The organism is Dyadobacter sp. OTU695 (assembly GCF_038440355.1).
Lineage (GTDB): Bacteria > Bacteroidota > Bacteroidia > Cytophagales > Spirosomataceae > Dyadobacter.
Genome location: NZ_JASATN010000004.1, coordinates 306,250 through 329,303, shown reverse-complemented (window position 1 = coordinate 329,303; position 23,054 = coordinate 306,250). Strand labels below are relative to the sequence as shown.

22 protein-coding genes are annotated in these 23,054 nt (G+C 49.8%); 10 read left to right on the top strand and 12 right to left on the bottom strand.

Going from position 1 to position 23,054, the window contains the following annotated elements:
• Window positions 1-99: 99 nt before the first annotated feature.
• From AAHB90_RS11440 to AAHB90_RS11430, 3 genes are all read right to left on the bottom strand, one after another.
• Window positions 100-1,068, bottom strand: a complete 969-nt coding sequence (locus AAHB90_RS11440) for a TIGR03885 family FMN-dependent LLM class oxidoreductase (RefSeq protein WP_342085195.1) — start codon at window positions 1,066-1,068, stop codon at window positions 100-102.
• Between the two features lie 161 nt (window positions 1,069-1,229).
• Window positions 1,230-2,696, bottom strand: a complete 1,467-nt coding sequence (locus AAHB90_RS11435) for a HAMP domain-containing sensor histidine kinase (protein WP_342085194.1) — start codon at window positions 2,694-2,696, stop codon at window positions 1,230-1,232.
• A gap of 1 nt (window position 2,697) precedes the next feature.
• Complete coding sequence (locus AAHB90_RS11430) at window positions 2,698-3,402, bottom strand: response regulator transcription factor (protein ID WP_342085193.1); 705 nt, start codon at window positions 3,400-3,402, stop codon at window positions 2,698-2,700.
• Window positions 3,403-3,528: 126 nt separating this feature from the next.
• Between AAHB90_RS11430 and AAHB90_RS11425 the strand changes: the two genes are divergently transcribed.
• The 6 genes from AAHB90_RS11425 to AAHB90_RS11400 all read left to right on the top strand — a co-directional run bounded on the left by AAHB90_RS11425 (window position 3,529) and on the right by AAHB90_RS11400 (window position 8,529).
• Window positions 3,529-4,827, top strand: coding sequence for a spondin domain-containing protein (locus AAHB90_RS11425; RefSeq protein WP_342085192.1), 1,299 nt, complete (start codon window positions 3,529-3,531; stop codon window positions 4,825-4,827).
• A 55-nt stretch (window positions 4,828-4,882) separates the two neighbouring features.
• On the top strand, window positions 4,883-5,350 hold the full coding sequence (locus AAHB90_RS11420) for a YHS domain-containing (seleno)protein (protein WP_342085191.1): 468 nt from the start codon (window positions 4,883-4,885) through the stop codon (window positions 5,348-5,350).
• A gap of 15 nt (window positions 5,351-5,365) precedes the next feature.
• Window positions 5,366-5,806, top strand: a complete 441-nt coding sequence (locus tag AAHB90_RS11415) for a YHS domain-containing (seleno)protein (protein ID WP_342085190.1) — start codon at window positions 5,366-5,368, stop codon at window positions 5,804-5,806.
• Complete coding sequence (locus AAHB90_RS11410; RefSeq protein WP_342085189.1) at window positions 5,806-6,201, top strand: DoxX family protein; 396 nt, start codon at window positions 5,806-5,808, stop codon at window positions 6,199-6,201. Before AAHB90_RS11415 ends, AAHB90_RS11410 begins: the two co-directional genes overlap by 1 nt.
• A gap of 64 nt (window positions 6,202-6,265) precedes the next feature.
• Window positions 6,266-6,757: a DinB family protein gene (locus AAHB90_RS11405; protein ID WP_342085188.1), complete on the top strand. Its 492-nt coding sequence runs from the start codon at window positions 6,266-6,268 to the stop codon at window positions 6,755-6,757.
• Window positions 6,745-8,529: an NRDE family protein gene (locus AAHB90_RS11400; protein WP_342085187.1), complete on the top strand. Its 1,785-nt coding sequence runs from the start codon at window positions 6,745-6,747 to the stop codon at window positions 8,527-8,529. Before AAHB90_RS11405 ends, AAHB90_RS11400 begins: the two co-directional genes overlap by 13 nt.
• 19 nt (window positions 8,530-8,548) lie before the next feature.
• Here the strand turns inward: AAHB90_RS11400 and AAHB90_RS11395 are convergent, their stop codons facing one another.
• The gene (locus AAHB90_RS11395) at window positions 8,549-9,145 is read right to left on the bottom strand and encodes a short chain dehydrogenase (protein WP_342085185.1); all 597 of its coding nucleotides are present in this window, start codon (window positions 9,143-9,145) and stop codon (window positions 8,549-8,551) included.
• A gap of 85 nt (window positions 9,146-9,230) precedes the next feature.
• Window positions 9,231-9,464, bottom strand: a complete 234-nt coding sequence (locus tag AAHB90_RS11390) for a hypothetical protein (RefSeq protein WP_342085184.1) — start codon at window positions 9,462-9,464, stop codon at window positions 9,231-9,233.
• 154 nt (window positions 9,465-9,618) lie between these two features.
• Here AAHB90_RS11390 and AAHB90_RS11385 point away from each other — a divergent pair, with 154 nt between their 5' ends.
• Entirely contained in the window at window positions 9,619-10,488 is an 870-nt protein-coding gene (locus AAHB90_RS11385; protein ID WP_342085182.1) for an AraC family transcriptional regulator, read from the top strand.
• Window positions 10,489-10,540: 52 nt separating this feature from the next.
• Here AAHB90_RS11385 and selD read toward each other — a convergent pair whose 3' ends face one another.
• Both selD and mnmH read right to left on the bottom strand, forming a co-directional pair.
• On the bottom strand, window positions 10,541-11,575 hold the full coding sequence (gene selD / locus AAHB90_RS11380) for a selenide, water dikinase SelD (protein ID WP_446717895.1): 1,035 nt from the start codon (window positions 11,573-11,575) through the stop codon (window positions 10,541-10,543).
• A complete protein-coding gene (mnmH, locus tag AAHB90_RS11375; RefSeq protein WP_342085178.1) occupies window positions 11,575-12,630 on the bottom strand; it encodes a tRNA 2-selenouridine(34) synthase MnmH in 1,056 nt (351 codons plus the stop codon). Before mnmH ends, selD begins: the two co-directional genes overlap by 1 nt.
• 95 nt (window positions 12,631-12,725) lie before the next feature.
• Here mnmH and AAHB90_RS11370 point away from each other — a divergent pair, with 95 nt between their 5' ends.
• Window positions 12,726-14,681, top strand: a complete 1,956-nt coding sequence (locus AAHB90_RS11370; RefSeq protein ID WP_342085177.1) for a TonB-dependent receptor plug domain-containing protein — start codon at window positions 12,726-12,728, stop codon at window positions 14,679-14,681.
• Between the two features lie 40 nt (window positions 14,682-14,721).
• Here AAHB90_RS11370 and AAHB90_RS11365 read toward each other — a convergent pair whose 3' ends face one another.
• From AAHB90_RS11365 to AAHB90_RS11355, 3 genes are all read right to left on the bottom strand, one after another.
• Window positions 14,722-16,401 (bottom strand): hypothetical protein, encoded by a 1,680-nt coding sequence (locus AAHB90_RS11365; protein WP_342085176.1) that lies wholly within the window; start codon window positions 16,399-16,401, stop codon window positions 14,722-14,724.
• Between the two features lie 42 nt (window positions 16,402-16,443).
• Window positions 16,444-17,865 carry an FAD-dependent oxidoreductase gene (locus AAHB90_RS11360; protein WP_342085175.1) on the bottom strand — a complete coding sequence of 474 codons (1,422 nt, stop codon included), beginning with the start codon at window positions 17,863-17,865 and terminating at the stop codon, window positions 16,444-16,446.
• Window positions 17,866-18,057: 192 nt separating this feature from the next.
• Window positions 18,058-18,189, bottom strand: coding sequence for a hypothetical protein (locus AAHB90_RS11355; protein WP_342085174.1), 132 nt, complete (start codon window positions 18,187-18,189; stop codon window positions 18,058-18,060).
• A gap of 617 nt (window positions 18,190-18,806) precedes the next feature.
• Here AAHB90_RS11355 and AAHB90_RS11350 point away from each other — a divergent pair.
• Entirely contained in the window at window positions 18,807-19,454 is a 648-nt protein-coding gene (locus AAHB90_RS11350) for a class I SAM-dependent methyltransferase (RefSeq protein ID WP_342085173.1), read from the top strand.
• Between the two features lie 106 nt (window positions 19,455-19,560).
• On the opposite strand, the gene AAHB90_RS11345 is transcribed toward AAHB90_RS11350, so the two are convergent.
• Window positions 19,561-20,463 carry an alpha/beta hydrolase gene (locus AAHB90_RS11345; protein WP_342085172.1) on the bottom strand — a complete coding sequence of 301 codons (903 nt, stop codon included), beginning with the start codon at window positions 20,461-20,463 and terminating at the stop codon, window positions 19,561-19,563.
• Between the two features lie 85 nt (window positions 20,464-20,548).
• Window positions 20,549-21,457 (bottom strand): AraC family transcriptional regulator, encoded by a 909-nt coding sequence (locus tag AAHB90_RS11340; RefSeq protein ID WP_342085171.1) that lies wholly within the window; start codon window positions 21,455-21,457, stop codon window positions 20,549-20,551.
• Window positions 21,458-21,551: 94 nt separating this feature from the next.
• Here AAHB90_RS11340 and AAHB90_RS11335 point away from each other — a divergent pair, with 94 nt between their 5' ends.
• A complete protein-coding gene (locus AAHB90_RS11335; RefSeq protein WP_342085170.1) occupies window positions 21,552-23,054 on the top strand; it encodes a S41 family peptidase in 1,503 nt (500 codons plus the stop codon).

The window sequence follows — 23,054 nt, the reverse complement described above, 5'->3', positions numbered from 1 at the left end:
CGCATGTGATCCGCGCAACGGTCACCGCTTTGGCACAGCGCCGGAAATCCTGATATCGCATTGAGATACCCCTTGTCTGACCGGCAGGAAATACATGACTTAGCCGGTAAGGTGCGGAAGCACTTTCGCCCCAAACGCTTCGACAAAGGCTTGCTGTTTCAGATTCACATTGTGTAAAAACAAGTGCGATACACCGGCTTCGATGTCCTTTGAAAGCCATTCGGTATGCTGGTCGGTGCTGTCCGATATCCTGACGCCCGACGCCATATCACCGGGCTTTACCATAGCCCCTGCCGCATCGAAGCCCTCCGGGGACCGGATATCTGACAGAAGCGAGGAAGGGAAGATATTGTTTCTCCACTGCTGATGGGCCCCTTTGGTAGCCGCAGCCTGTGTGGTGTCGTAAGACAATTGTACTTTCAGGTAAACAGGCTTGCCTTCACCCCCGCCCTTGCGGAAGGACTCAATCATCTTTTTGAGCTCCTCAGGTGGCCGGGAAGTAGTTATCATGGCGTCTGCCCATCCTCCGACCCATTCTGCCGTAGGTTCGGTTAATGCGGCCCCCACGACCATCGGCATGTAGGACGGCAGTGTATATAATTTTGCATCATAAATATTGATCATACCGTTGTGCGTCACGGACCCGCCCGTCCAAAGAGCCCGCATCATATCCACACATTCTTTCAACCGCTGGTTGCGCTCAGATTTCGACGGCCACCCCGCGGCAGTGATGTGTTCATTGAGAAACTGTCCGCTGCCCACCGCTATCCAAAACCTCTGCGGGAACATTTCGCAAAGCGTTGCGACAGCCTGGGCAATTATTGCTGGGTGGTAACGCTGGCCAGGTGCATTCACAATGCCGAATGTAAGGTCGGTTGCCTGCATTGCCGCGCCGAGCCAACTCCATGCAAAACCGCTTTCACCCTGGCTTTGGCTCCATGGAAAAAAGTGGTCGGACGAAAGTACTTGCGAGAATCCCGCTTGTTGGGCTAACCGCACCAGGCCGGTCAGCTCGCTGGGTTTGAACTGCTCATGAGAGGCATGATAACCAATCTGGACATGATTCATTTAAATCATTTTTTATGATGAAAACCGGGCAAACAGCGCCCAATGCAATTTTGAAGCGATTTAAAAAACTGTTCCAAAGATTGGGAATACGGCGCCTGGTGTGAAAGAATTCACCCGGATCCGACCCGTAAGCCTAGCGGCGGCCTCCACCCCCTTCGCGGTTACGGCCGGTGCATGACAAATTCAAATGCGGCACCCTTCCCGCTATCACTCACGACCTCGATGGTTGTTTGATGTAATTCTAGGATCTTACGTACAATCGCCAGACCGAGGCCGGTACCCTTTTGGCCGGATGGAAATAGCTCCGCCTGCTTGTAGCGTTCGAAAATCTGCTCATGGTAAGCCTTGGCGATGCCTACGCCCGTATCGGCCACGCGGATTCTCACGCCATTACCCGTTTCTGTGAGTGATACGGTGATTTGTCCGCCATCCGGCGTGAATTTGAATGCATTATCGAGCAGGTTTTGGAACACTCTTTCCGTCAAGGCAATGTCGGCAAAAACGGGTGGTAAGGAAGGTGGTGCCTCCAATGCCAGCCGGATTCCCCGCTCGTCTGCATTCAGCTGGTAGGAGCTCAGAATATCAGAAACCAGCTCCCCCAACGGAAAGATTTCCTTTTGCGCAGACACCACATTCGCTTCCAGCTTCGAATATTGGAACAATTGGTCCACCAGCCCTGAAAGCTTCCTCGTTCCTTCGTGGACAATGGACAGGTACCGCTCCTTTTCCCGCCCGGAAAGCGTGTCGTTTTTAATCATGAGCGTTTCAACATAGCCCTGCATGATGGAAAGCGGGGTGCGTAAATCGTGCGAAACATTGGCTATCAGCTCCTGGCGAAGGCGGTCGGTGGCCGTGATCTTTTCAATATTATCGACAATAACATCGGCCATGTCGTTAAATGTGGAGGTAAGTACGCCCAGGTTGCCTTTCGCATACCCGTGTACGCGGGCCGAATGGTCGCCGTCCTTGAACCGCTTAACGACCCCGGTAATGCTGCAAATGCTGTCGGTGATCAGGAAGAAAGTGAGCAGTCCAACGACAAACGCCCCGAGCAATGCGGCAAAAAAGATGTAAGCTGCCAATCTGAAATTCAGATCGTCGGTAAGCGAGGCCAATATCTCCTTCTGGGTTTCGCTCGCAAGCACGGCGTACACGTAACCCACCTTTTTGCCGTCTTCCAGTACCGGCGCCACCGAAAAGATACTGGCCTCTCCCGGACGCTTCGGATTGTCGCCCAGGGGCTTATCCGCCCCGCTGGCCAGCCATTTTTTTACTTTCGCCATGTCCACCTTGTTCATGTGCACGGTCGCTTCCGGTACCACATAGTCGGTAATATTCCCCAGCGTGTCAAGCAGGTACACCTCCACGCTCGGGTTGGCCACCATTGTGGAATGGATAATGTCGTGCGTTACCGTGGTATCGGGCCGGCCGTTTTTAATGGGCTGGGTAAATGTGGCCAGGTGCTGCGCGATACCGCCATACAGCTGCTGGTGGGCAGTCATATAATACGATTTTGAAAACCGGGAGGCGATCATGACAAATACGATCCCGAGAATAATCAAAAGGCTTGCGAATACACCGCTGATTTTCCAGAAAAGGAGATTACCGCCAATCGTTCTTACAGACATTTTACAGATCTTCGTTAAACCGGTAGCCAATGCCCCAGGTGGTTAATACAAATACAGGATTGGAAACATCCGCTTCAATTTTCCCCCTCAACCGGTTGATATGCGTGTTGACCGTATGTTCATATCCCTCAAAATCATAGCCCCATACAAGGCTTAGCAACTGCTTGCGGCTGTAACTTTTCCCGGGGTTGGACGCCAGCAGGACGATCAGTTCAAACTCCCGTGGCGACAAATCGAGCCGTTCGCCGCGGAGCATCACCTTTCGCTTATCGATATCGATTTCCAGCCCGGCAATGCTGATCAATGCAGGCGCCGGTGCCGCGTAACGCGCTTTTTCTTCGCTTCTCCGGAAAATTACCCTTACCCGGGCGATGAATTCGCGCACGCTGAACGGCTTGGTGAGGTAGTCGTCGGCGCCGGTCTCCAGGCCCATTACCTTGTCTATCTCCTCTGAACGCGCCGTGAGCATCATAATAGGTGTCTGCCGGTCGCCCTGCCGGATCTTGCGGCAAATCTCCATGCCGTTCAGGCCGGGTAGCATTACATCCAGGATAATGAGGTCAAAGCTTTCATCCTGCGCCCGCGCAAGGCCGTTCTGCCCGTTTTTTTCCGCAATCACCTTACATCCCAGGTCTGAGAGGTGTATCGAGAGCAGTTCGGTAATATTGGAATCGTCCTCGACGATGAGCACATGCTTGGTATCCATATCGACTGATTTTCTGCAAAGTTTAGAAATAAAACAGCGCGGAATACCGCTGTGATACTTTTGTTATAAATCCGTGACGACGCCGGGATATCGTGTTTGTTGCTTTGCAGTATCCAAACATTCAAAATGGAAACAGACATGATCAAAACACTGCTCGGGCTGTCGCTGACAGTCCTCATTTTCGGAGCCTGCACCAAGGACCACGACCCGCAGCCGACCGCTAAAACCCTTACCATTGAAAACGTGCTCGACAGCAAACCACTTGTACAATCGGGTACATTTAAGGGAGCCGGTACACCGCCGGTGATATTGCCCGGCCAATCGGTTTCATTCTCATTTTCGGCAGCTAAAAATCAGCGGCTGACTTTCGCCACGATGTATGGATGGAGCAACGACCTTTTTTTCGCACCTGCCAATCCGGGTATACGGCTGTACGAGGACAACGGCACTCCCATCACAGGCGACGTTTCCGCGCAGATCAAACTGTGGGACAACGGCACGCGTGTGAACGGCATGCCCGGCATGGCTCTGATGCACCCGGGCGAGGCCGAGGCAACGCCTCGCAATATCAAGGAAGTAGCCGGGACGGATGACTACGGCCATGCATTTCTGCCGGCCTCGCAGCTTATGAATGTCTCGCTGGCTTACGATGGCAGCTCAATGTTCACTGTCACGATTAAAAACCAGTCGGGCGGGACGGCGAACGAAACTCCTTTCAGCCCCGGCGTTTGGGCGATCTCTTACGTTGCGGGCGGCAATTTGCTGCTTCCCGAGCCAGTTTATTCCGAGGGTAAAGCCACCACGGATGCGCTAACCCGCATTGCCGAAGCCGGCGACAACGCCCCGCTAAGCACCTGGCTCACCTCTCAAACCGGCATATTCACACCGCTTTCCCCGGTTTTGGTAGTTGTTTATAATGGTACTGAAAATCCTTTTTTCAAATCCGGTGAAAATGATCGCGGCGAAGGCTTGAAAGATCTCGCGCAAAAGGGAAATGCAGACGTGCTGGCGGCCGCATTAAAAATGAAGAGCGGGATTAAAAATGTATATGTGCTGAAAGAACCCATGAGCACCGTATTGTTGCCCAAAATCGGCGGGACTGCCGGCGGAAAGGTTTCACAACCCCTCACGCTCGCTTCGGGCGACCATATCGCGATTGCTACTATGTACGGCTTTTCCAACGACTGGTTTTTTGCGACAAGCGGTAACGATATCGATGGCAACGCCAGCGGCGATGTCTCCGGATCGGTCGGGCTGTACGACAATGGCACGGCCATCGACCAATTCCCCGGCGCGGGCATTACGCAATTCAACCTGGCCGGGACGCCGTTGAACGAAACCAAAGCCATCGCACCGGTGCCTAACCCCAACAAATTCACAACCCTTCCCGCAATTAACAATATCATTAAAGTCACTTTGCAATAATCTGCTGCGCTGCGCGGGGCGCGAACCGTGCGGCGCACATTGAATTAAATTAAAAATGAAAAGACCTATCAATATTCTGCTGCTACTGCTTCTGCTGGCGGCGGCCACCTTCGGTCAGACTACGGAAACACGCCGAAAACAGTACAACCTCGAATCGTCCGGCCTTGCCATACAAGGCTATGACCCGGTGGCTTATTTTACAATGAATAAGGCGATCGAAGGCAGGAAGGATTTTTCGGCCAGCTACAACGGTGTTACCTATCGCTTCGCTTCCAAACAAAACAAGGACGAATTCACGCACAATCCCGCGCGCTACGAGCCGCAATTCGGGGGCTGGTGTGCCTTTGCAATGGGCAAAAAGGGCGAAAAAGTAGAGATCGACCCCGGGACATTCAAGGTGGTGGATGGTAAGCTCTATCTTTTCTATAACAAGTTTTTCAACAATACACTTAAAAGCTGGAACCTGGATGAGGCGCGACTGAAAACACAGGCCGACCGCAACTGGATGAAGTTTATACCTTAAAAACCTGCATTACCAATGAACAAAATAGTATTCGCTGCGGCATTGCTGCTGGTCACCCACGCGGCATTTGCCCAGAAATCCGAGATTTTTGCCCCGAAAGGAAAGGCGATCAAAGGATACGATGTAGTCGCTTTTTTCAAAGATGCCAAACCCGTTGAGGGCACCGATAGCCTGACCTACCACTACAAGGATGCCGATTGGCTTTTCGCCAGTCGCGCGAATCTGGAAGCATTCAAAGCTGCGCCCGACAAATATGTTCCGCAATATGGCGGGTATTGTGCCTTCGGAACTTCGGAAGGCCACAAGGCACCCACCGAAGCGGAAACCTGGACGATCGTTGACGAGAAGTTGTATTTCAATTATAATATGAAAGTCAAAAACAACTGGTCGAAAAAACGGGAAGCACTTATCGAAAAAGCAGACACGCAATGGCCGTTAATCAAAGACCAGCAGTGATGAATCCACAAACACACCCGAAATGGACATGGCTGCTACGGTTGGTAGCGGCGACGATCATGTTGCAGACCCTCTATTTCAAATTTTCCGCAGCACCCGAATCCGTATACATCTTTTCGACGGTCGGTATGGAGCCCTGGGGACGTATATTCGTGGGCGTTTTGGAGCTGATCGCTTCCATCCTGATCCTGATACCCCGCACAACGGCGTATGGGGCGCTGATCGGCATTGGTGTGATGACTGGCGCGGTGTTCATGCACCTTACCCGCCTGGGGATCGTCGTGCAAGACGACTCGGGCAAGCTTTTCATCATGGCGGTGACGGTACTGGTGACTTGTCTGATCCTTACCTACTGGCATCGCAGCAGCATTTCCGGCCTGCGCATCCGGGAGTAAGCCCTTTGAAAACAATGCCTCCCGGACAGGCATTATTTTTGATATAACCATTAAAACTAACAAAATGAACAGGCAACTTACGGAATCAATGGAGGCTGCGCTGAGGCAGATCGGTGAAATGCTCGATGGGTTGACAGATGCGCAATATCAGCGCCGCCTGCCCGTACTTTCGGGAGCGTCCATAGGCGAGCATGTCCGGCATGTGATAGAATTTTTTGTCGAGCTGGAAAAAGGTTACGGAACGGGCGTTGTCAATTACGACGCCAGAGGCAGGGATAAGTCCATCGAGCAGCACCGCGATGTTGCGCGTGAGAAACTACGCCGGATCCTGCCCAATTTGAGCAGGGAAAATAAAGTACTGCTACTGTTGAGCGATCCGGGCGTCCGGGTTGCGACCAATTATGAACGCGAGCTGATTTACAACCTGGAACACACCGTGCATCATATGGCTTTGCTTAAAATCGGAATCGGGGCGCTTACCTCATTTCGATTACCGGAAGATTTTGGTGTGGCCGGTTCCACCCTCAGATACCGCCAGTCGCAATGTGCACAGTAACCTACATACCTTCGGAAAGCGGCGCGTTTCTGACCTCCAACCGGGATGAACGCATCAGCCGGGCACCCGCCGAACCTCCTGTAACCCGTTATGCAGGAGGCGCCCTCACCTACCCGAAAGACGCTCACGCGGGTGGCACCTGGATTGTGTTGAAAGGCCAGCGCGAAGCGGCCGTACTACTGAACGGGGCATTTGAAAATCATACGCGTAAGCAATCCTACCGAAAAAGCAGGGGCATTGTAATGCTTGACATCATGAAGGCCCCCACTCCTACGGCCTGTTTCGAAAGGATGTCGCTTGAAGGTATCGAGCCATTTACCCTGATCCTGTTCACCGGTGGACAGCTCACGCGCTGTACGTGGGACGGCAGCCGCAAACACAGGCAGGAACTGGACGCCCGAAAGCCGCATATCTGGGCATCAGCGACGCTATACGGCAGCGAGGCCCGGCAAATACGGACGCGTAGATTGCAGCAATGGATGGGCAAAACGGAAGTTAATGCCGAAAACATCCTGGATTTCCACCTCAGCAAGGATATTATATTTACTTCCGGCCAGAGCTCCCACCTCAACCGCGCTGAGATGGCCACCGTGAGCATCACCTCGATCGATCTTACCAGCCAGCAGCCGGTGGTTCACTACCACGACCTTCCCGCGCAGAAGTCCTTCGCTATTCTTCCGCATTCAGAGGCCACTCAGCCCATTCCCGCATTCAATAGCATTAGCTGGAAGTTTAAACATTTTCTGATACGTGTCCGCAGCTGGGAATATTGGCCGCTGGCATGTGTTTACCTTCCAATGGTGCCCCGGTGGCTGTGGCTGAGCATAAAGGCTGGGTCATTTTGGTTCTTCGGTGCGGCAAATCCCTCGATGCGATACGCGGGGTTTGCCGGGGAACGCAAAAGCAGGATTTATCGCCTTATGCCAAAGGGCTCTTACCCTGAAACGCTCCTTTGTAAAGCGGGCTGTTCGCAGGACAAAGTAGCATCGTTACTGGATAAAGCTTCCGTGACATTTCCGATGATCGCTAAACCGGATATTGGCGAGCGGGGCGTGCAGGTGAAGCTCCTGGCAAGCCCGGAAGATCTGGAAGACTACCGCCGTCAAAGCCAGGTCGACTTTCTCTTGCAGCCATACATCGACTATCCCTGTGAAGCAGGCATATTTTATTACCGCATGCCCGGGGCCAGTCGCGGACAAATTTCGGGAATCGTCGGCAAAGAGCTTTTGAGCGTCACAGGCGATGGTAAATCCAACATACTGACCTTGCTTTTGAAAGACGGCCGGGCCGTTTTGCAGCTTCCTTCCCTCCAAAGAACATTGGGCGAAAAAATGAGGGACATTCCTGCCGCAGGAGAAAAACTTAACCTGGTACCGTATGGAAACCACAGTCGCGGCTCAAAATTCATGGACATGAGCAACCGCATCACCCCGGCGCTCACTGGGATGATCGATAGGCTCTGCGGTGCGATACCCGGCTTTGACTTCGGAAGGCTGGATATCCGTTTCAAAAGTTGGGAAGACCTCGAAGCGGGCAGGCATTTTTCGGTGATCGAGCTGAACGGCGCGGCCAGCGAGCCCACACACATTTATGATCCCCGGCATTCGATATACTTTGCCTGGAAGGAGATTTACTGTCATTGGAAAATCCTTTGCCAGATCAGCATGGCCAATGCGCGCAACGGAGTTCCGGGAATGACTTTCCGTCAGGGAATTGAAATGGTGAGGGAGCACAGCCAGCATTTATCCAGGATCCGGCGTTTTTTGGGATAAAACACAATAAATCAAGGCTCTACCGGGGAGTAATAACCTGCCCGGTAGCAGCTCCGAAGACGCTTTTCCGGAAGCCATATTCGAGCGCCCTCATGGTAACCGGCACCTCTCCGGGGAAATACGGAAAATACTGAGGGGAATCTTCAATGACCGTCGGGCTCACCGCATTGATCCTGATACCTTTGTCAAGTTCTATCGCTGCCGCTCTTACAAACGCTTCGATCGCGCCGTTGGCTGCTGCGGCATTCGCAAAATTCCGTTGCGGGTCAGTCGTTAAGGCGCCGGCAATTAAAGTAAATGATCCACCGGCATTAATATAACGCTGGCCTACGAGCACCAGATTGATCTGACCCATTAGTTTGCCTTCTAATCCTTTGCGGAATTCCTTGTCAGTCATGCTATTCCAAGGTCCGACATACGAAGGGCCGGCGGTGGATATCAGCGCGTCGAAACTACCTACCTCTTCAAATAAATGCTCGATGGATTTAAGCGACGTAATATCCGCCCGAATATCTCCGCCACTGGATCCGACCCTGACGATTTCATGGTCTTTTTCAAATGCACCGGCAAGGTACTTCCCCATCGTGCCGGTGGCACCGACAATTACAATTTTCATGTTATGGTTATTAATTTAAAGTAGTACGCTGTTTCAAAAGTCAGGATGACCTGTATTGGCAGGATCGTCTGGTTATGGCAGGATTTCAGATTTTATTTTTACTTTCACCCTTGGAGAAGAGCAGGTCGGAAAGTACGTTGAACGCTGGCAGTCCGACAAACACAATCCATGGAACCAGTGCAACGGTAAGCACAAGGGTTCTCTGGTATAGCGGCAACACCGATAGCGGCTCTCCCAGAAGGTAAAGGAAAAGGGTAATGGAAGGATAAATCACCACCCAGATTTTTAACGAGGCTATTATTTTAGCTTTTATTGTCATAGCACAATTTGTTTGTCTGAATGATGCAAAGGTAATTTGCGGTGAAATGCCAGGAATAGGACGAAAATTGAGTTGTATAGCAGAATTCGCAATTACCGCTTACCCGGCAGGCCGACCAGCGACCGATTATAGTATCTTTGAAAAACACCGGATAATGAAGTCAATTCCTGTCAGACATATTGCTGAAACCCACGAGGACCATAGCAGCCTGGGCCGTTTCAGCATCAGGAAACTCGGCGCGCTGCTTAATGGCAACGACCTTGTGCACGATCTCCACCGGCACGACTTCTTTTTTATCCTTGCCACCGAGGAAGGACAAGGCGTACATGAAATCGATTTTGTGAAGTATGAAATCTGCAAAAATGCAGTGTTCATCCTCCGCCCGGGCCAGGTTCACCATTTGCATCTGATGGCCGATGCCGCAGGGTATCTGCTGGAATTTGACATTGCGTTTTATAGGGCACACAGCCCGACCGCCGAGCAGCAGTGGAAAAAGGCATGTGCTCAAAATTATCAACAGGTAGATGAAAACCGTTCCAAAAAGCTGCTGAACCACCTTTCGAATTGTTTACTTGAATTCAGCTCAAAGGAAGATGGATATATGCAGGCCATAAAGGCCAGCATGGAGCTTTTTATGATCGAACTTGCCAGACAAAGCCAGGATTCCACCAAAATCGCGGCTAATGTATCTACGTACACACAGGAACGTTACGAAGAGCTGCTAAGGCTGCTCGAAGCAAATATTACCAGGATCAAAAGTGTCTCTGAATACGCGAAGTTATTAAATCTGTCGGTTTACCAGCTGAATGCAATTACCAAGGCATCAGTCGGTAAAACAACCGCCGACCTGATCAACGAACAGATTATTCTGGAAGCCAAAAGATTTCTGCTGGCCACCCCGAATCAAATCAAGGACATCGCCTGGCACTTAGGTTATGAGGATCCTTCCTACTTTATACGCTTCTTTAAAAACCACACAGGCTATTCGCCGGATGCTTTCCGAAAACAAAATTCGTCGTCCTGACAGCCTGTAAGACTTGTGGCACGTATGCTAAGCCTGGTTACCGAAGACTTGTTTACAGTTCGACCAGTGCCCCTTCGCCCGGTGCTTTCAAAAAACCGAATGGACGAAGCGTGTACCCTTCCTGCTGCATTTTGTCTTCGAACTCGGCGGTGTTGTCCTGGTCAACCGCTATGAGAAGGCCGCCGCTCGTTTGGGGATCGGCCAGAACGAAACGCTGTTCATCGGTCAATACGCCAATTTTATGGCCGTAGCTCTTCCAGTTCCGCTGGGTACCCCCCGGATAACAACCCTGTTCAAGGTAATAGGGTAATGAGGCGATCACGGGTACTTTTTCAAAATCGATTTCGGCAGCCAGTCCACTCCCCTCGCACATTTCAGCCAAATGGCCGAGAAGGCCGAAACCGGTCACATCGGTGAGGGCTTTCACATAAGACAGTTTGCCCAACAGCTCACCGATCTTGTTGAGCCTGGTCATGCTTTCCAATGCAATTAAGGCGTCCTCCGGCCTGAGTATACCACGTTTCTGAGCGGTGGAAAGTATCCCTACGCCGAGCGGCTTGGTCAAATACAAGCGGCAGCCCGCCGTAGCCGTCGAATTTTGTTTGAGGTGCTCCACCGCCACCATCCCATTCACGGCAAGCCCGAATACGGGTTCGGGGCAATCGATGCTGTGGCCTCCCGCGAGCGTGATACCCGCGTCGGCACATACAGCACGCGCGCCTTCGAGTACGCGCTGGGCAGTTTCCGCCGGGAGCTTGTCCACCGGCCATCCCAGGATTGCGATCGCCAGCACGGGTTTGCCTCCCATTGCGTAAACGTCGCTGATGGCGTTGGTCGAAGCGATGCGTCCGAAGTCATAGGCATCGTCTACAATAGGCATGAAAAAGTCGGTCGTAGAAATGAGTCCCATTCCATTGCCCAGGTCGAGTACCGCCGCATCGTCGCGTTTATCGTTCCCTACCAGCAGGCGCGGATCCGTAGCTACCGGCGAAGTGCTGTGCAATATCGTATCGAGTATGGCGGGGCTGATTTTGCAACCGCAACCGGCACCGTGGGAATATTGTGTAAGTTTAATTTCCTGAGCGATCATGAAATGGGATGCAGCGGCTTTCGGGCTGCTATTGTTTGATTAAAGTCTGCTATTAACTGCGCATTGGCTTTGTCGGATCCGCCACTTAGCCGGAGGGCGAACAGTTTGCCCGCGTCTTTGTGAGACAATGATTTGCGATAGGTTTTGTCGTAATAAACCAGCACCAGCCGGATAAAATCCTCCATTCTACCGTCCCTGATCGCCGCTATGGCCTGGGTAGTTTGCACCGGCCCGAGACGTTTGCGAATCCGCTCTGTGCATTCAACGAGAAAGTCCGGGTCCAGTGAGCCATATTCTTCGACCAGCCTTTCGACGCGTTCTTGTAAATCAACCTCGATATCGATAATAGTCGCCGCATTCATCTGCTGCCAAAGCGGACGTGGCACTGCTACTTTCCCGATGTTCAGGTTTTCGTCCTCGATCCACACACAACGATTACGGTCCAGGTCTTTCAGTATCCAGGCCAGATTATTCTCAAATTGCTCCTGGGTGGGTTGCCGCATTTTGTTCATGCTTCCATAGGTAGATCCCTGATGCTGCGCGAGCTCTTCGAGGTCAACGACCTGTTCACCCATTTCCTGCAATTTGCCAAGAAGTCTTGTCTTGCCCGAGCCGGTCATACCGCCCAACACCCTTAGATCGTATTGCATTGTAAACTGCCGGTGCGCCCATTGCCGGTAGCTCTTATAGCCGCCCTGGATCAAAAGCACTTCAAAGCCATACAGATCCAGCGCCCAGGCCATTGCCCCGCTGCGCATCCCGCCGCGCCAGCAATGGACCGCAATACGCTTGTCGGGTGCGAACTCCAATGCCGACCGGATAAAGCCCGACCATTTGTTTCCCGTCAAATCAAAACCAAGGAGTATGGCCGGCTCACGACCGATTTGTTTGTAGGTAGTGCCGACCTGTACCCGCTCCTCGTTACTGAAAAGCGGCAGGTTCACCGCGTCGGGAATGTGCCCATGGTCAAATTCTGCCGGGGTACGCACATCCGCGAGCACGACCGGTTTTTCCAACAAGAAAAAATCTTCAACTGAAATATTTCTGATCATAGTCAATTCCTGCACACCGTATGCCCATGCATGACAACGACAAAGGTATCATTTCCATCATTTGCCCCTTTCACCGGAGCACTTATATTTGCAAGATGAAAAAAGCATGTGGCCTTGCGCTACTACTGCTCGCCGGCAGCGCGGTAATGGCGCAGGATTCGCTCAAAGTGGCCGAAGAAAAAGAGCACGAGCTCGAAGAAGTGGTCATTTCCTCGACGCGCAGTTCGCGCACGATCCAAAGCATCCCTACCCGCGTGGAATTCATCGGAGGCGAAGAGCTGGAAGAAAAAGGGAATATGAAGCCCGGCGACATCCGTATGATGCTGAATGAAAGCACTGGTATTCAGACGCAGCAGGTTTCGGCCACCTCGGCCAATTCCAGTATCCGTATTCAGGGGCTCGACGGGCGCTATACCCAGATCTTAAAGGATGGTTTTCCGTTGTATGCAGGATTTTCGGGTGGCCTGGGCTTGCTGCAAACACCGCCATTGGACCTCAAACAAGTGGAAGTGATCAAAGGCGCTTCGTCGACATTATATGGCGGTGGCGCGATCGCGGGCCTTGTGAACCTGGTCTCCAAAGCGCCTGCCGAAGAACGCGAACTGCGCTTTCTGGTCAATGGTACTTCCGCGGGAGGGCTCGATCTGAACGGCTTTTACAGCCAGAAGTTCGAAAAAGTCGGTCTGACGATCTTTGCGTCGCGCAACAGCAGCCGCCCTTATGACCCTTCTGAGGAGGGTTTTACAGCCATTCCCAAAACCAGGCGCTACGTGTTCAATCCCAAACTGTTTTTGTATTTCAATGACAGAACACGTTTGAATGTGGGCCTGAACACGATGTTTGAAGACCGCATTGGGGGAGATATCAAATACATCAAAGGCAACGGCGATGCGCTCAACAGCTATTTTGAGAAGAACAAAAGCAGCCGTTTTTCGACCCAGCTCAGTTTCGAGCACGATTTCAGCGAACAAAATAGGTTGACAATCAAAAACTCGGTAAACAATTTTGACCGCAAAATCAGCATTCCCGGATACATTTTCGATGGCAGGCAACTTTCGACTTATTCGGAAGTCGCATTCAACAGCAATCACGAAAAATCCGACTGGGTAGCTGGTGTGAACCTTTATACTGACCAGTTCCGCGAATCACCGGCAGATAATTTTATTAAAAGAGATTACACCCAAAACACGCTTGGCGCATTTGTTCAGAATACCTGGGAAACAGCTCCCTGGCTGAAAATAGAAACAGGCTTGCGCGGCGATTACGTTTTTGATTACGGCTTCGTGTTCCTGCCCCGCGTTTCCGGGCTTTTCAAGATCACGCCCGGGCTGAGCTCGCGGCTTGGGGGTGGATTGGGCTACAAAACTCCGACCATTTTCACCGAGGAAACAGAGCGCAGGCAATTCCGCTCGGTACTGCCGGTCAGTCCGGACGGCAACAAGCTTGAAAAATCCTACGGCGCCAACTTTGACCTTAACTATGCCACGCATTTCGGCGAGCTGAGTTTCAGCCTGAACCACATGTTCTTCTATACACGCATCAATGATCCGCTGTTGCTGGGGCCGACCAGGGACCCAGGAGTAACCAAATTACGGAATGTGAATGGCTTCGTCGATACCAAAGGAACGGAGACTAACCTGAAACTGGGTTATGGCGACTTCAAGCTATTTGTCGGATACACGCTCACCGATGCGCGACTCGACGAAAACGGCAACAGACGCGTGAACCCACTAACGGCTAAACACCGGCTCAACAACGTGCTGATGTACGAGGTCGAGGACAAATGGAAAGTCGGGCTGGAAGCATATTATTACAGCAAACAGACGCTCAGCGATGGCACAGTGGGCAGGTCTTACTGGATTACCGGCTTTATGGCCGAACGGATTTGGGAAAAGTTTTCTCTGTTCATCAATTTCGAAAACTTCACCGATACCCGCCAGACGCGCTTCGGCTCAATCTACAACGGCACGGTCACCAATCCGGTTTTCAAAGACATTTACGCACCACTGGATGGGTTTGTCGTCAATGGGGGCATTAAACTGAACTTGTAAAACAGCATTTGATGGGCCGGATCAAAAAGACCTTTACCATCTACTGCTGGGACATTTGCAGCCGATCCTTCCGAACGAATATTCTTTCCCCGTTGATGACGGAAACCAGCAGGTAATTTTGCGCGACGAAACGATCTATCTCCCCTATTCGCTCATGTGCGTATAGCGCCGGGTCATTAAACCAAAAAGATTGGCTGGTGATCAGATCGATGAAAACGGCCGGCCGGTTTATTTTAAGATCGTTGAGATACTTTTCCTGATAGCCTTTCTGCTGCGGACCGGGCGTGAGAAGACGGAAGGGAATAACGTCAGCAGTGCCCTGGGGTAGCTTTGTTTCAAGGTGATATGCCGGATGCCAGCCCCATATGGTAATATTATCTCCCGGAAGGGTAAAGTCGAGGATCCTCTTTGAAACAGGTGAAACCGAAAGAGGTTTCCCCAACTCCGCCCTGCTGATTTGAACACGTTGCAAGGAAGCATGTCCGGTCACCGTAGCCAGTTTATTCATGATATGGGGTAATAAACAGGTCAGCATCCAGGCCATGGAGCCAAGCCTGATCTTGCTTGAATTCCATGTTATTGTGGGCAGAGCAGCCTCCAAAATGACTCCCGAGAAGATTCCCAGTGGAATAATCATAAACTGCTGATAATGGGGAAATAAATAGCCCGACTTTATAATCACATAAAAAGCAGTGATGATCTGAAAAAGACCCAGCCAAAAAAGCTGGTTTATCGATTTAAGTACAATGCCTGATCGGATTAAAAGCCAGAATGAGCAAGTGATCAGGCAGACGTAACTAATAAACAAATAGAGAAACTGTCCCGATTGCCGCAGAAATGTCGGGTAGTTAAGCGCCTTTTGCCCCATAGAGCCTCCGCTGGAATACTCCATATTGCCAATCAGATAGAAGTTCCAGAAATAGTCAAGCGCCCCATGCCGGACGGTAAAGCAGAGTATCACAAAAGGAACCAGCAATCCGCCTGCGGATAGACTCATCAGCGCCCTCACCTTCTGCGGGCTGCGCTGCAAGAGCATTAATCCGGCAAAAATGACGATCACCAGGGCAATGGGCACGCCTTGCAATTTCGCAAACGGGACCATGCCGGAAACGAACCCAAGAAGAAACAATGTCCTGACGTCCGGCTGCGATTGTCGGTACAGCAGCGAAAAAACCCAGAAACAAACAGCCAGCAGAAAAAGGACCAGGTATTCATTGTAAAGCGACGAAAAAGCGCCCTGACTTAGGAGATAAAAGAATGCTACCGGGGCAAAAATAACCACGGCAACCGGGCCTTTAAACAGGTTCCGGAATGTCAGGAAGGTAGCGGTCAAAGTGAGGCAAAGCACCACGAAGCCGAGCAAGCGGGCGGCAGTGTAGTCAAACGGCATTCCCAGCCATGAGGGAACGATCAGCAAATAACTTGTCAGCGGCCCCTGCGTAAGTCCATCGACATATTTCCAGTAAATCCAGAATTTTTTCAGGCTCATTGCCTGTACGAGCATCTGACTTTCGTCGATATCCAACTCGTGGTTATAGGCAATAAACGGATAGCGCATTAACAACAGCATTCCAAAAAGTGCAGCTCCCCATCGCCAGTCAGCAGGTTCAAACGGCCCTTCATTATTGATTTTTGCCCTGAGATAGCACAATGCAAAAACCGTTACCAATAAAAATCCCGATGAGGTATAGTTGGTAAGCCATTCGTCAAAGTTCAGCATGAATAGTACGGATAGATAGGCCAGTAATGAGAAAATACATTTTTAATGATTGTCTTTTAAACCAGTCTCGGTGATAATAGTACTTTCCTGATAGTTCTCGTAGTCCGTATTGATTTCCCAAAGATCGATGTCCTTTTCTCCGTCTATTTTTCGCGCAGCGAGCATGCCCATCAGGATGCTGTGGTCCTGATTGTTGTATTTGAAAGCGCCGTACCTTCCAATGGGATATAAATTTTCAATACCCGAAAGATATTCCTGGACCGGTTGCAATGCATCCATATAACCTTTCGAATAAACCGGGTAACAGCGTGGAACCCTGTAGACGAACCCTTCGTGAACCTCTTTTTGCCCAGCCAGACCTGTTTTTTTCAAATCTGTTGTGGCAATTTCAATCAATTTTTCATCCGGGTAATTCCATATCTCATCTTCGGAATTGCACCAAAGTTCCAGCGCCAGAATAGTCTTTTTAGAATCTCCATATAAATCCGGCAGCCAATTCCGGAAATTGGTAATTCTTCCAACGAGCAGTTCAGGGGAATGGATGTACAACCATTGATCTGTGAAAAGTCCTTGCCCGTCTACCAGCAAATAAACCAATATCGTATTCCGGAATTTAAGTTTTGACAGCGATTCTTTTACTTCGGATGGTACTTTATCAATGGTATTGGCAAGATTCGTAAGGGGCATTGTACTAATAATAGCATCGTAATTTTTAACAGTGCCGTCTTCCAGCTCCAATCCGGTGGCAGTGTTATCATGTACGATGACCCTTTTCACATTTGTTTTAAAAAAAATCCGTCCATTCCGTTTCCGAACGTGGTCGGCCATACGTTCATAAATCATTCCGGTACCTCCGGAAGGATAGGCAAACTGATCTACCAATGTTTTATGCCGGCCGCTATCGCCGGAAAAGCTGTTCTTTATTGCTTCGTAGAGCGAAAGTCTTTTAATTCTTTGGGTGGCAAAATCCGCATCCAGTTCGGTGCATTTAATGCCCCAAAGCTTTTCGGAATAGTTTTTGAAAAAAATAAAGAAAAGCCGCTTTCCAAAACGGCGCGTTACCCAGCTCTCAAAATCACCATTCAACGGAACGGGCGATATCTTCTGCTGACCATAACTGATAATACATCTCAGAGTCTCGTAAAGCCCCAGGTTTTTAAATGCATTAAATGGTTTGAGCGGATAGTGGAAAAACCGGTTATTATAAAATATTCTCGTTTGTCTGTTAATCATCCGGTAGTCGTCACCGGCCACTTCAAGCCATAATTCGTTGATTTGCCTGTTGCTGCTGAAAAACCGGTGAGGACCAATGTCGACAAGACAATCCCAAAGCATGATCGTTCGGCTCATGCCACCGACACCGTCCTGGGCTTCAAAAATATCCACCTGATAATTTCTTTTTGAGAGCTCGTATGCAGCAGTTAAGCCGGCCGGGCCGGCACCAATAATGGCGATTTTCTTCATATATAGATAGTGTACGTCACGCTTGTCTTGGACGGGCTTTCAGGTAAAAGCAGGAAACCGAAGAAGATAACCAAAATAAACCGGACAACCCAATAAACACCCCGAAGAGTGGTATTTTTTATTAAATGGCGCATTGCAGGCAGCAAAATGCCTGTTCTTTTCCTGCCATCAGTCCTTAGCCAGGGCCCCATCTTAATCAATGATGAAATCAAGTATCGCGGTTGCGTGCGGGATGGTAATGCTTTCACCAGCATATCCCTGCGCAATGAGCGTTCCGTGGGGTAGCAAGCCAATCAAAAACATCAGTATCGATATCCATTTCATAATACAAATATTGAGATGACAGATTGTAATGCGGCAAATCTAGTCATGTCAGTCCCCTTCAAGCACCACGGAATGTGTAAGTGGCATTATTTCTGAGCAGAAAGCATTTTTTTTGAGTAGGCCAGATTCTCACGTTTACCTAAGGACATTCGTCGAAGAAACAGTATCATTTGTCGAAAAAAAAGAATGTATTAGCCAAAGGAATGCCTATGAAATAACCGGTCATTTTCTTAACCGGTGTTAATTTGTTAGATTCACAGCAACCTATCACACTATTTAGAATACCGTATGCTTTGATTTAAAGGTTGTTAATCTATTCATCTGATAACGTAAAATTAACAGGCATTCCAGAAATATTCTTGGCTGTTCAACGAGTAGGAAGCGGGAATAAACTACTATTATAAGCCTCTAATGGTATATTCTTAATAAAAACAGTTGCTTAACATTATTGCAAATATTTTTTACAACAAAACACTATACTCAACCAAAGCATGAGGAGCGTTCACATAATGTCTGAAATTTCTAAAAATTTCCTGATCCAATTTCCCATTGTCCAAAAGTTATCATCTCTTGTAAATCACACCACCGGACTGAACGGACAAAGCAAACAAGCGCTGATGTCCACTTTTAATGACTATAACAGTGTGACCGAGGTGAAAGGCAAATCAATTCTTGAACTTGGCCCGGGACATACCTACCAATTGATGGAACTGGCATTGGAAAGAGGGGCGACACGGGCTGTAATCGCGGATATTATTAAGTATCTGGACGATGAAACAGTGGCCAAAACCGGTATTGAATATATCGTTTACGACGGAGGAGCTATCCCGCTGGACGCCGGCACATTTGATCTGATCTGGAGCCACACCGTTTACGAACATCTCAGGTACCCCAAAGTAACGGTCGACGAAACTTACAGACTGCTTAAACCAGGCGGCGTTGCACTTCACCATATCGATTTAAGGGATCACCTGGTATTAGATGAAAATAATCCCGACACATTCAATAATCTTCAGTACAGCCAGAAGTTGTTCAAAAAGATGACCTGGAACCGTTCCATTTACGTCAACAGATTAAGGATTTCAGAGTGGATCAAGCTGCATGAAGAAGCCGGGTTCGAGGTTGAAATACTTAAAACGTGGGAAAGTCCCGCGGTGAAAAAAAAGTATCGCGAGAAAGCGATCGGATACCTTGAAAGATACTCAGAAGAGGACGCGATCACATCACAGATTTTCATTAAGGTAACCAAGCCGCTTGACCGCTGAAATAGGCATTCGCGCCGGGCTGGTTGTTGCAAGTTCCGGAAGACATGCTTTGGCTTCCTGTCGGCAGGCTAACTAACATTTGTTGAATGACTTGATATTAGAATCTTTAAAACCCGTTTTCAGTCAGCCAGCTTCTGAAGAATTTAAACCAATTGTCTTTGCTGTTGGAATCTGTGAGCGCAAAGCCATGCCCTCCCGATTGCAGTATGTGCATTTCTGCCTTCACATCATTGCGCAGCAGGGCGTCAAAAAAGGAAAGCGTATTCTTCACAGGGATTACGTCGTCATCCGCAGCGTGTACCATAAAACTGGGGGGCGTAGCGGCCGTAACATGTCCGTCGGTGCTGTAAAGGTCCAGTAATTGCTGAGAAGGGTTTTTACCAATCAGGTTTTCGCGGGTCCGCGGAATGGCCGGATCGTAAATGATCACCGGATACAGCAACGCCATAAAGTCCGGTCGGAGGCTTATCTTTTCTTGGTTGTCAATAACGGTCCTGCCACCTTGTGTTCCCGCCATTGACACTACATGTCCGCCCGCGGATAGGCCCATCATGCCCACTTTTTCAGGATTTATCCCCCATTCGGCCGCCCTCTTACGGACCGTTCTGATCGCGGCCTGCGCGTCCTGCAAGGGCCCGATGGATTTATCGACCATGATTGTATCGTTAGGCAAGCGGTATTTGACTATAAAAGCGGTGATACCCTCCTCGTTAAGCGCCTTCGCTATTTCTTCACCCGCCGCAAGGGCCAGAAGACGGTAGCCGCCTCCCGGAAAGATTAGTATGGCTGTGCCGGCAGCCTTTTCTTTTCCGGCAAAAAAAGGAATGAGTGCCGGCTGCGTTACCCTGGTTACGCGTCCGTCGTCGTCTGTTTGCTCCTCATAGTCGACCGGTGCGTTCCGGGCATTCGGTACAGCGCCTTCATAGATTGGGATCGATACCCGTTGGGCGGCAGCATCTTGCAAATAAATACTGAACATCAGTACTGGAAGAAAACTTATGAATTTCATCAGCTTGACCATCATGCGTAGGCGAATAGATGGACAAAAGTATAGATGACGGGAGAAGCGCACTGTGCAAGAATGATCAAATTACCTATCCGTCCCTGAATCTGGTTGGCTGCACGCCATAGGCTGACCTGAATGCCCGGCTAAATGCGCCGGCATCTTCAAATCCGCACATCCAGGCGATTTCCTGCACCTGCCCGCCGGTATGTTGCAATAAATAGGCTGCCTGCTTTAACCGGATACCTACCAGATATTGGTAGGGTGTCGAATGAAAAGCGGCTTTGAACTGCCTGACCAGCTGTGGAACCGACATGCCGGCCTGCGCGCTAATTCCGCCCAAATCAATATGCTGGCCATGAGATGAATGCAGGATGTCCCTGGCAATGCATAAGCGTTTATAGATTTCCTTTCTGGTACCGACTTTTACGGCTCTGACCTGATTAGCGATCCGCAGATCCAGCTGGTGTGCGCCTATCAAATGGCGCAACAGGAAAACAAGATACTCATCGGCCATTGCCTCATAGTATCCCCTGGTTTCCAACAAGCGAACAAGACCGGAAAATTGCCGCTCCATATCGGGGGAGATATGACGAAGCGTTTGAAAAAATTCGGGGATGTTGTCATTATCTGAGGCAGGGTGATCCAGTAAAAACTCCTCACTGTGCAGCGTATCGAATAGTACCGACGAGGCGAACTCTTTTTTAAAAAATACGGACAGGCACCGCACCTTCTCCTTACTGTTGATGCGACAAGCGTAGCGCTGGTCGTTGTTCAAGACCAGGAATTGTCCCGGTCGCACGGCCAGTTCCCGTCCGTCGACACCATAGATTTCCTCACCGCGCAATACCGTTTTGATGGAAAGACAGCCTACGTGATCGTCGCAATGGCTTTGCTTACTTTCGGCATTAAAGATCACGTTATGTCTTCTGAATTGATCGAAGTGTTGCGCTTCATCAAAGCCAGGTTGAGCATGATCCGGTAGACGGGTGAAGTACATCTCGATTTATGGTTCGATTTTAAAGAATATTAACCATTTTGCTTAAAAGTACCATATTGCTTGTTGAAAAGGCTTATTCCTTCATCTCGGATAAATGAAAACCACAATTAAGCTACTTTGCCCACTGCTGAGCGTAGCTATGCTATTCGGCTGCAACACCAGTCCGCAAAAAGACCGAGCATCTGGTCAGTCGCCTGTTGATACTGGTTCGATAAAATCTGTAAAAAGTATGCATGGTGACCTTGCCATTCTCTGGTCGGCCATTCAGGAAATGCATCCCGGTTACGGGATTTACACCGCCAGGGATAGCATACAGGAAATGTACAACAGAACATACGCTGCCATTGAAACCCCGTTAACAGAAAGCGGGTTCATCACGGCGATTTATCCTTTTTTGTGTAGTTTAAGATGTGGTCATACGCAAATAAAACATTCGGAAGGCTTCTCCCCAACCATTACTCCACAAACAGCCCGGCTTCCATTTAAAGTATTGGTTCAAGACCACCGGGTATGGATCACGACACATCAGACTAATCTTCTTCATACCGGCGATGAGATAATAAGTGTGAACAACGTCCCGGCCCGGACGATCGTCGGCCGCGGCTATGATCTTTATGGTGACGACGGTTACAATGAGACGTTCAAAGAGCTGTTTCTGAGCGAATACGATGGCTTCGAGGACGTATGCAACAAGTTATATCATTGGCAGGCACCTTTTTTGCTAAAACTCCGCACCACTGCCGGGATGGTCAGGACGGTTCAAGTAAAGCAGACAAAGGGCGGTGTACCCTCCGATCCTCCGGTTCAAGAAGTTGATAATTATGCTGGCTGGACCACTGAAAAGAGCATTCCTGATTCACGTTTGCGATTTCTTGAAAATGGATCTGTCGCACTACTCCAATCACCGCCATTTGCCTATGCGGATACCACAATATTCAGCGATGCTTTTAAACTGATCCATCAAAAAAGGACAAAAACACTGATCCTCGACATGAGGCAGAATACCGGGGGAGATATCCGGGTTGCGACTCAATTACTTTCTTACCTCGCTGATACCCCTTTCCAAATCGTGAAAGACGTAAAATCAAGGCTTCCCAATCCAGCACTCAACAGTTTTGCCAAGTACTTTGATGCGTCAATAACACAGGGTTTTGTGTCGGGTTTCAGTCCAGCTTACAAAGAAGGGACCTGGTATCATATTGAACCCAAACCTGCTTTCGGCAATCTGTACGGTCCCTTTGCGCTGGATAAAGCGGATCACTTCAACGGAAAACTTCTGGTTTTGATCAGCGGTGCTACGTTTTCGTCGGGTGCTCTTCTAACTGCGGCACTTAAGGCACAACGCAAAGGGGTAATTTTTATCGGCCGTGAAACAGCCGGAAGCGAGGAGGGCTGTAATGGCGTAACCCTCCAAAAATTAACCCTGCCCAATACGAAGATCGTCATCGATTTTCCATGGATGCGTGTCATTTCAATGGCAAAAAGGCCCGTTCCAGGACGCGGTCTAATGCCTGATTATCCCGTCAAATACAGTCCAAACGACATTGTCACAAAGAATGACCTTGATTTGAAGAAAGCCCTGGGGCTCGTGAATTGA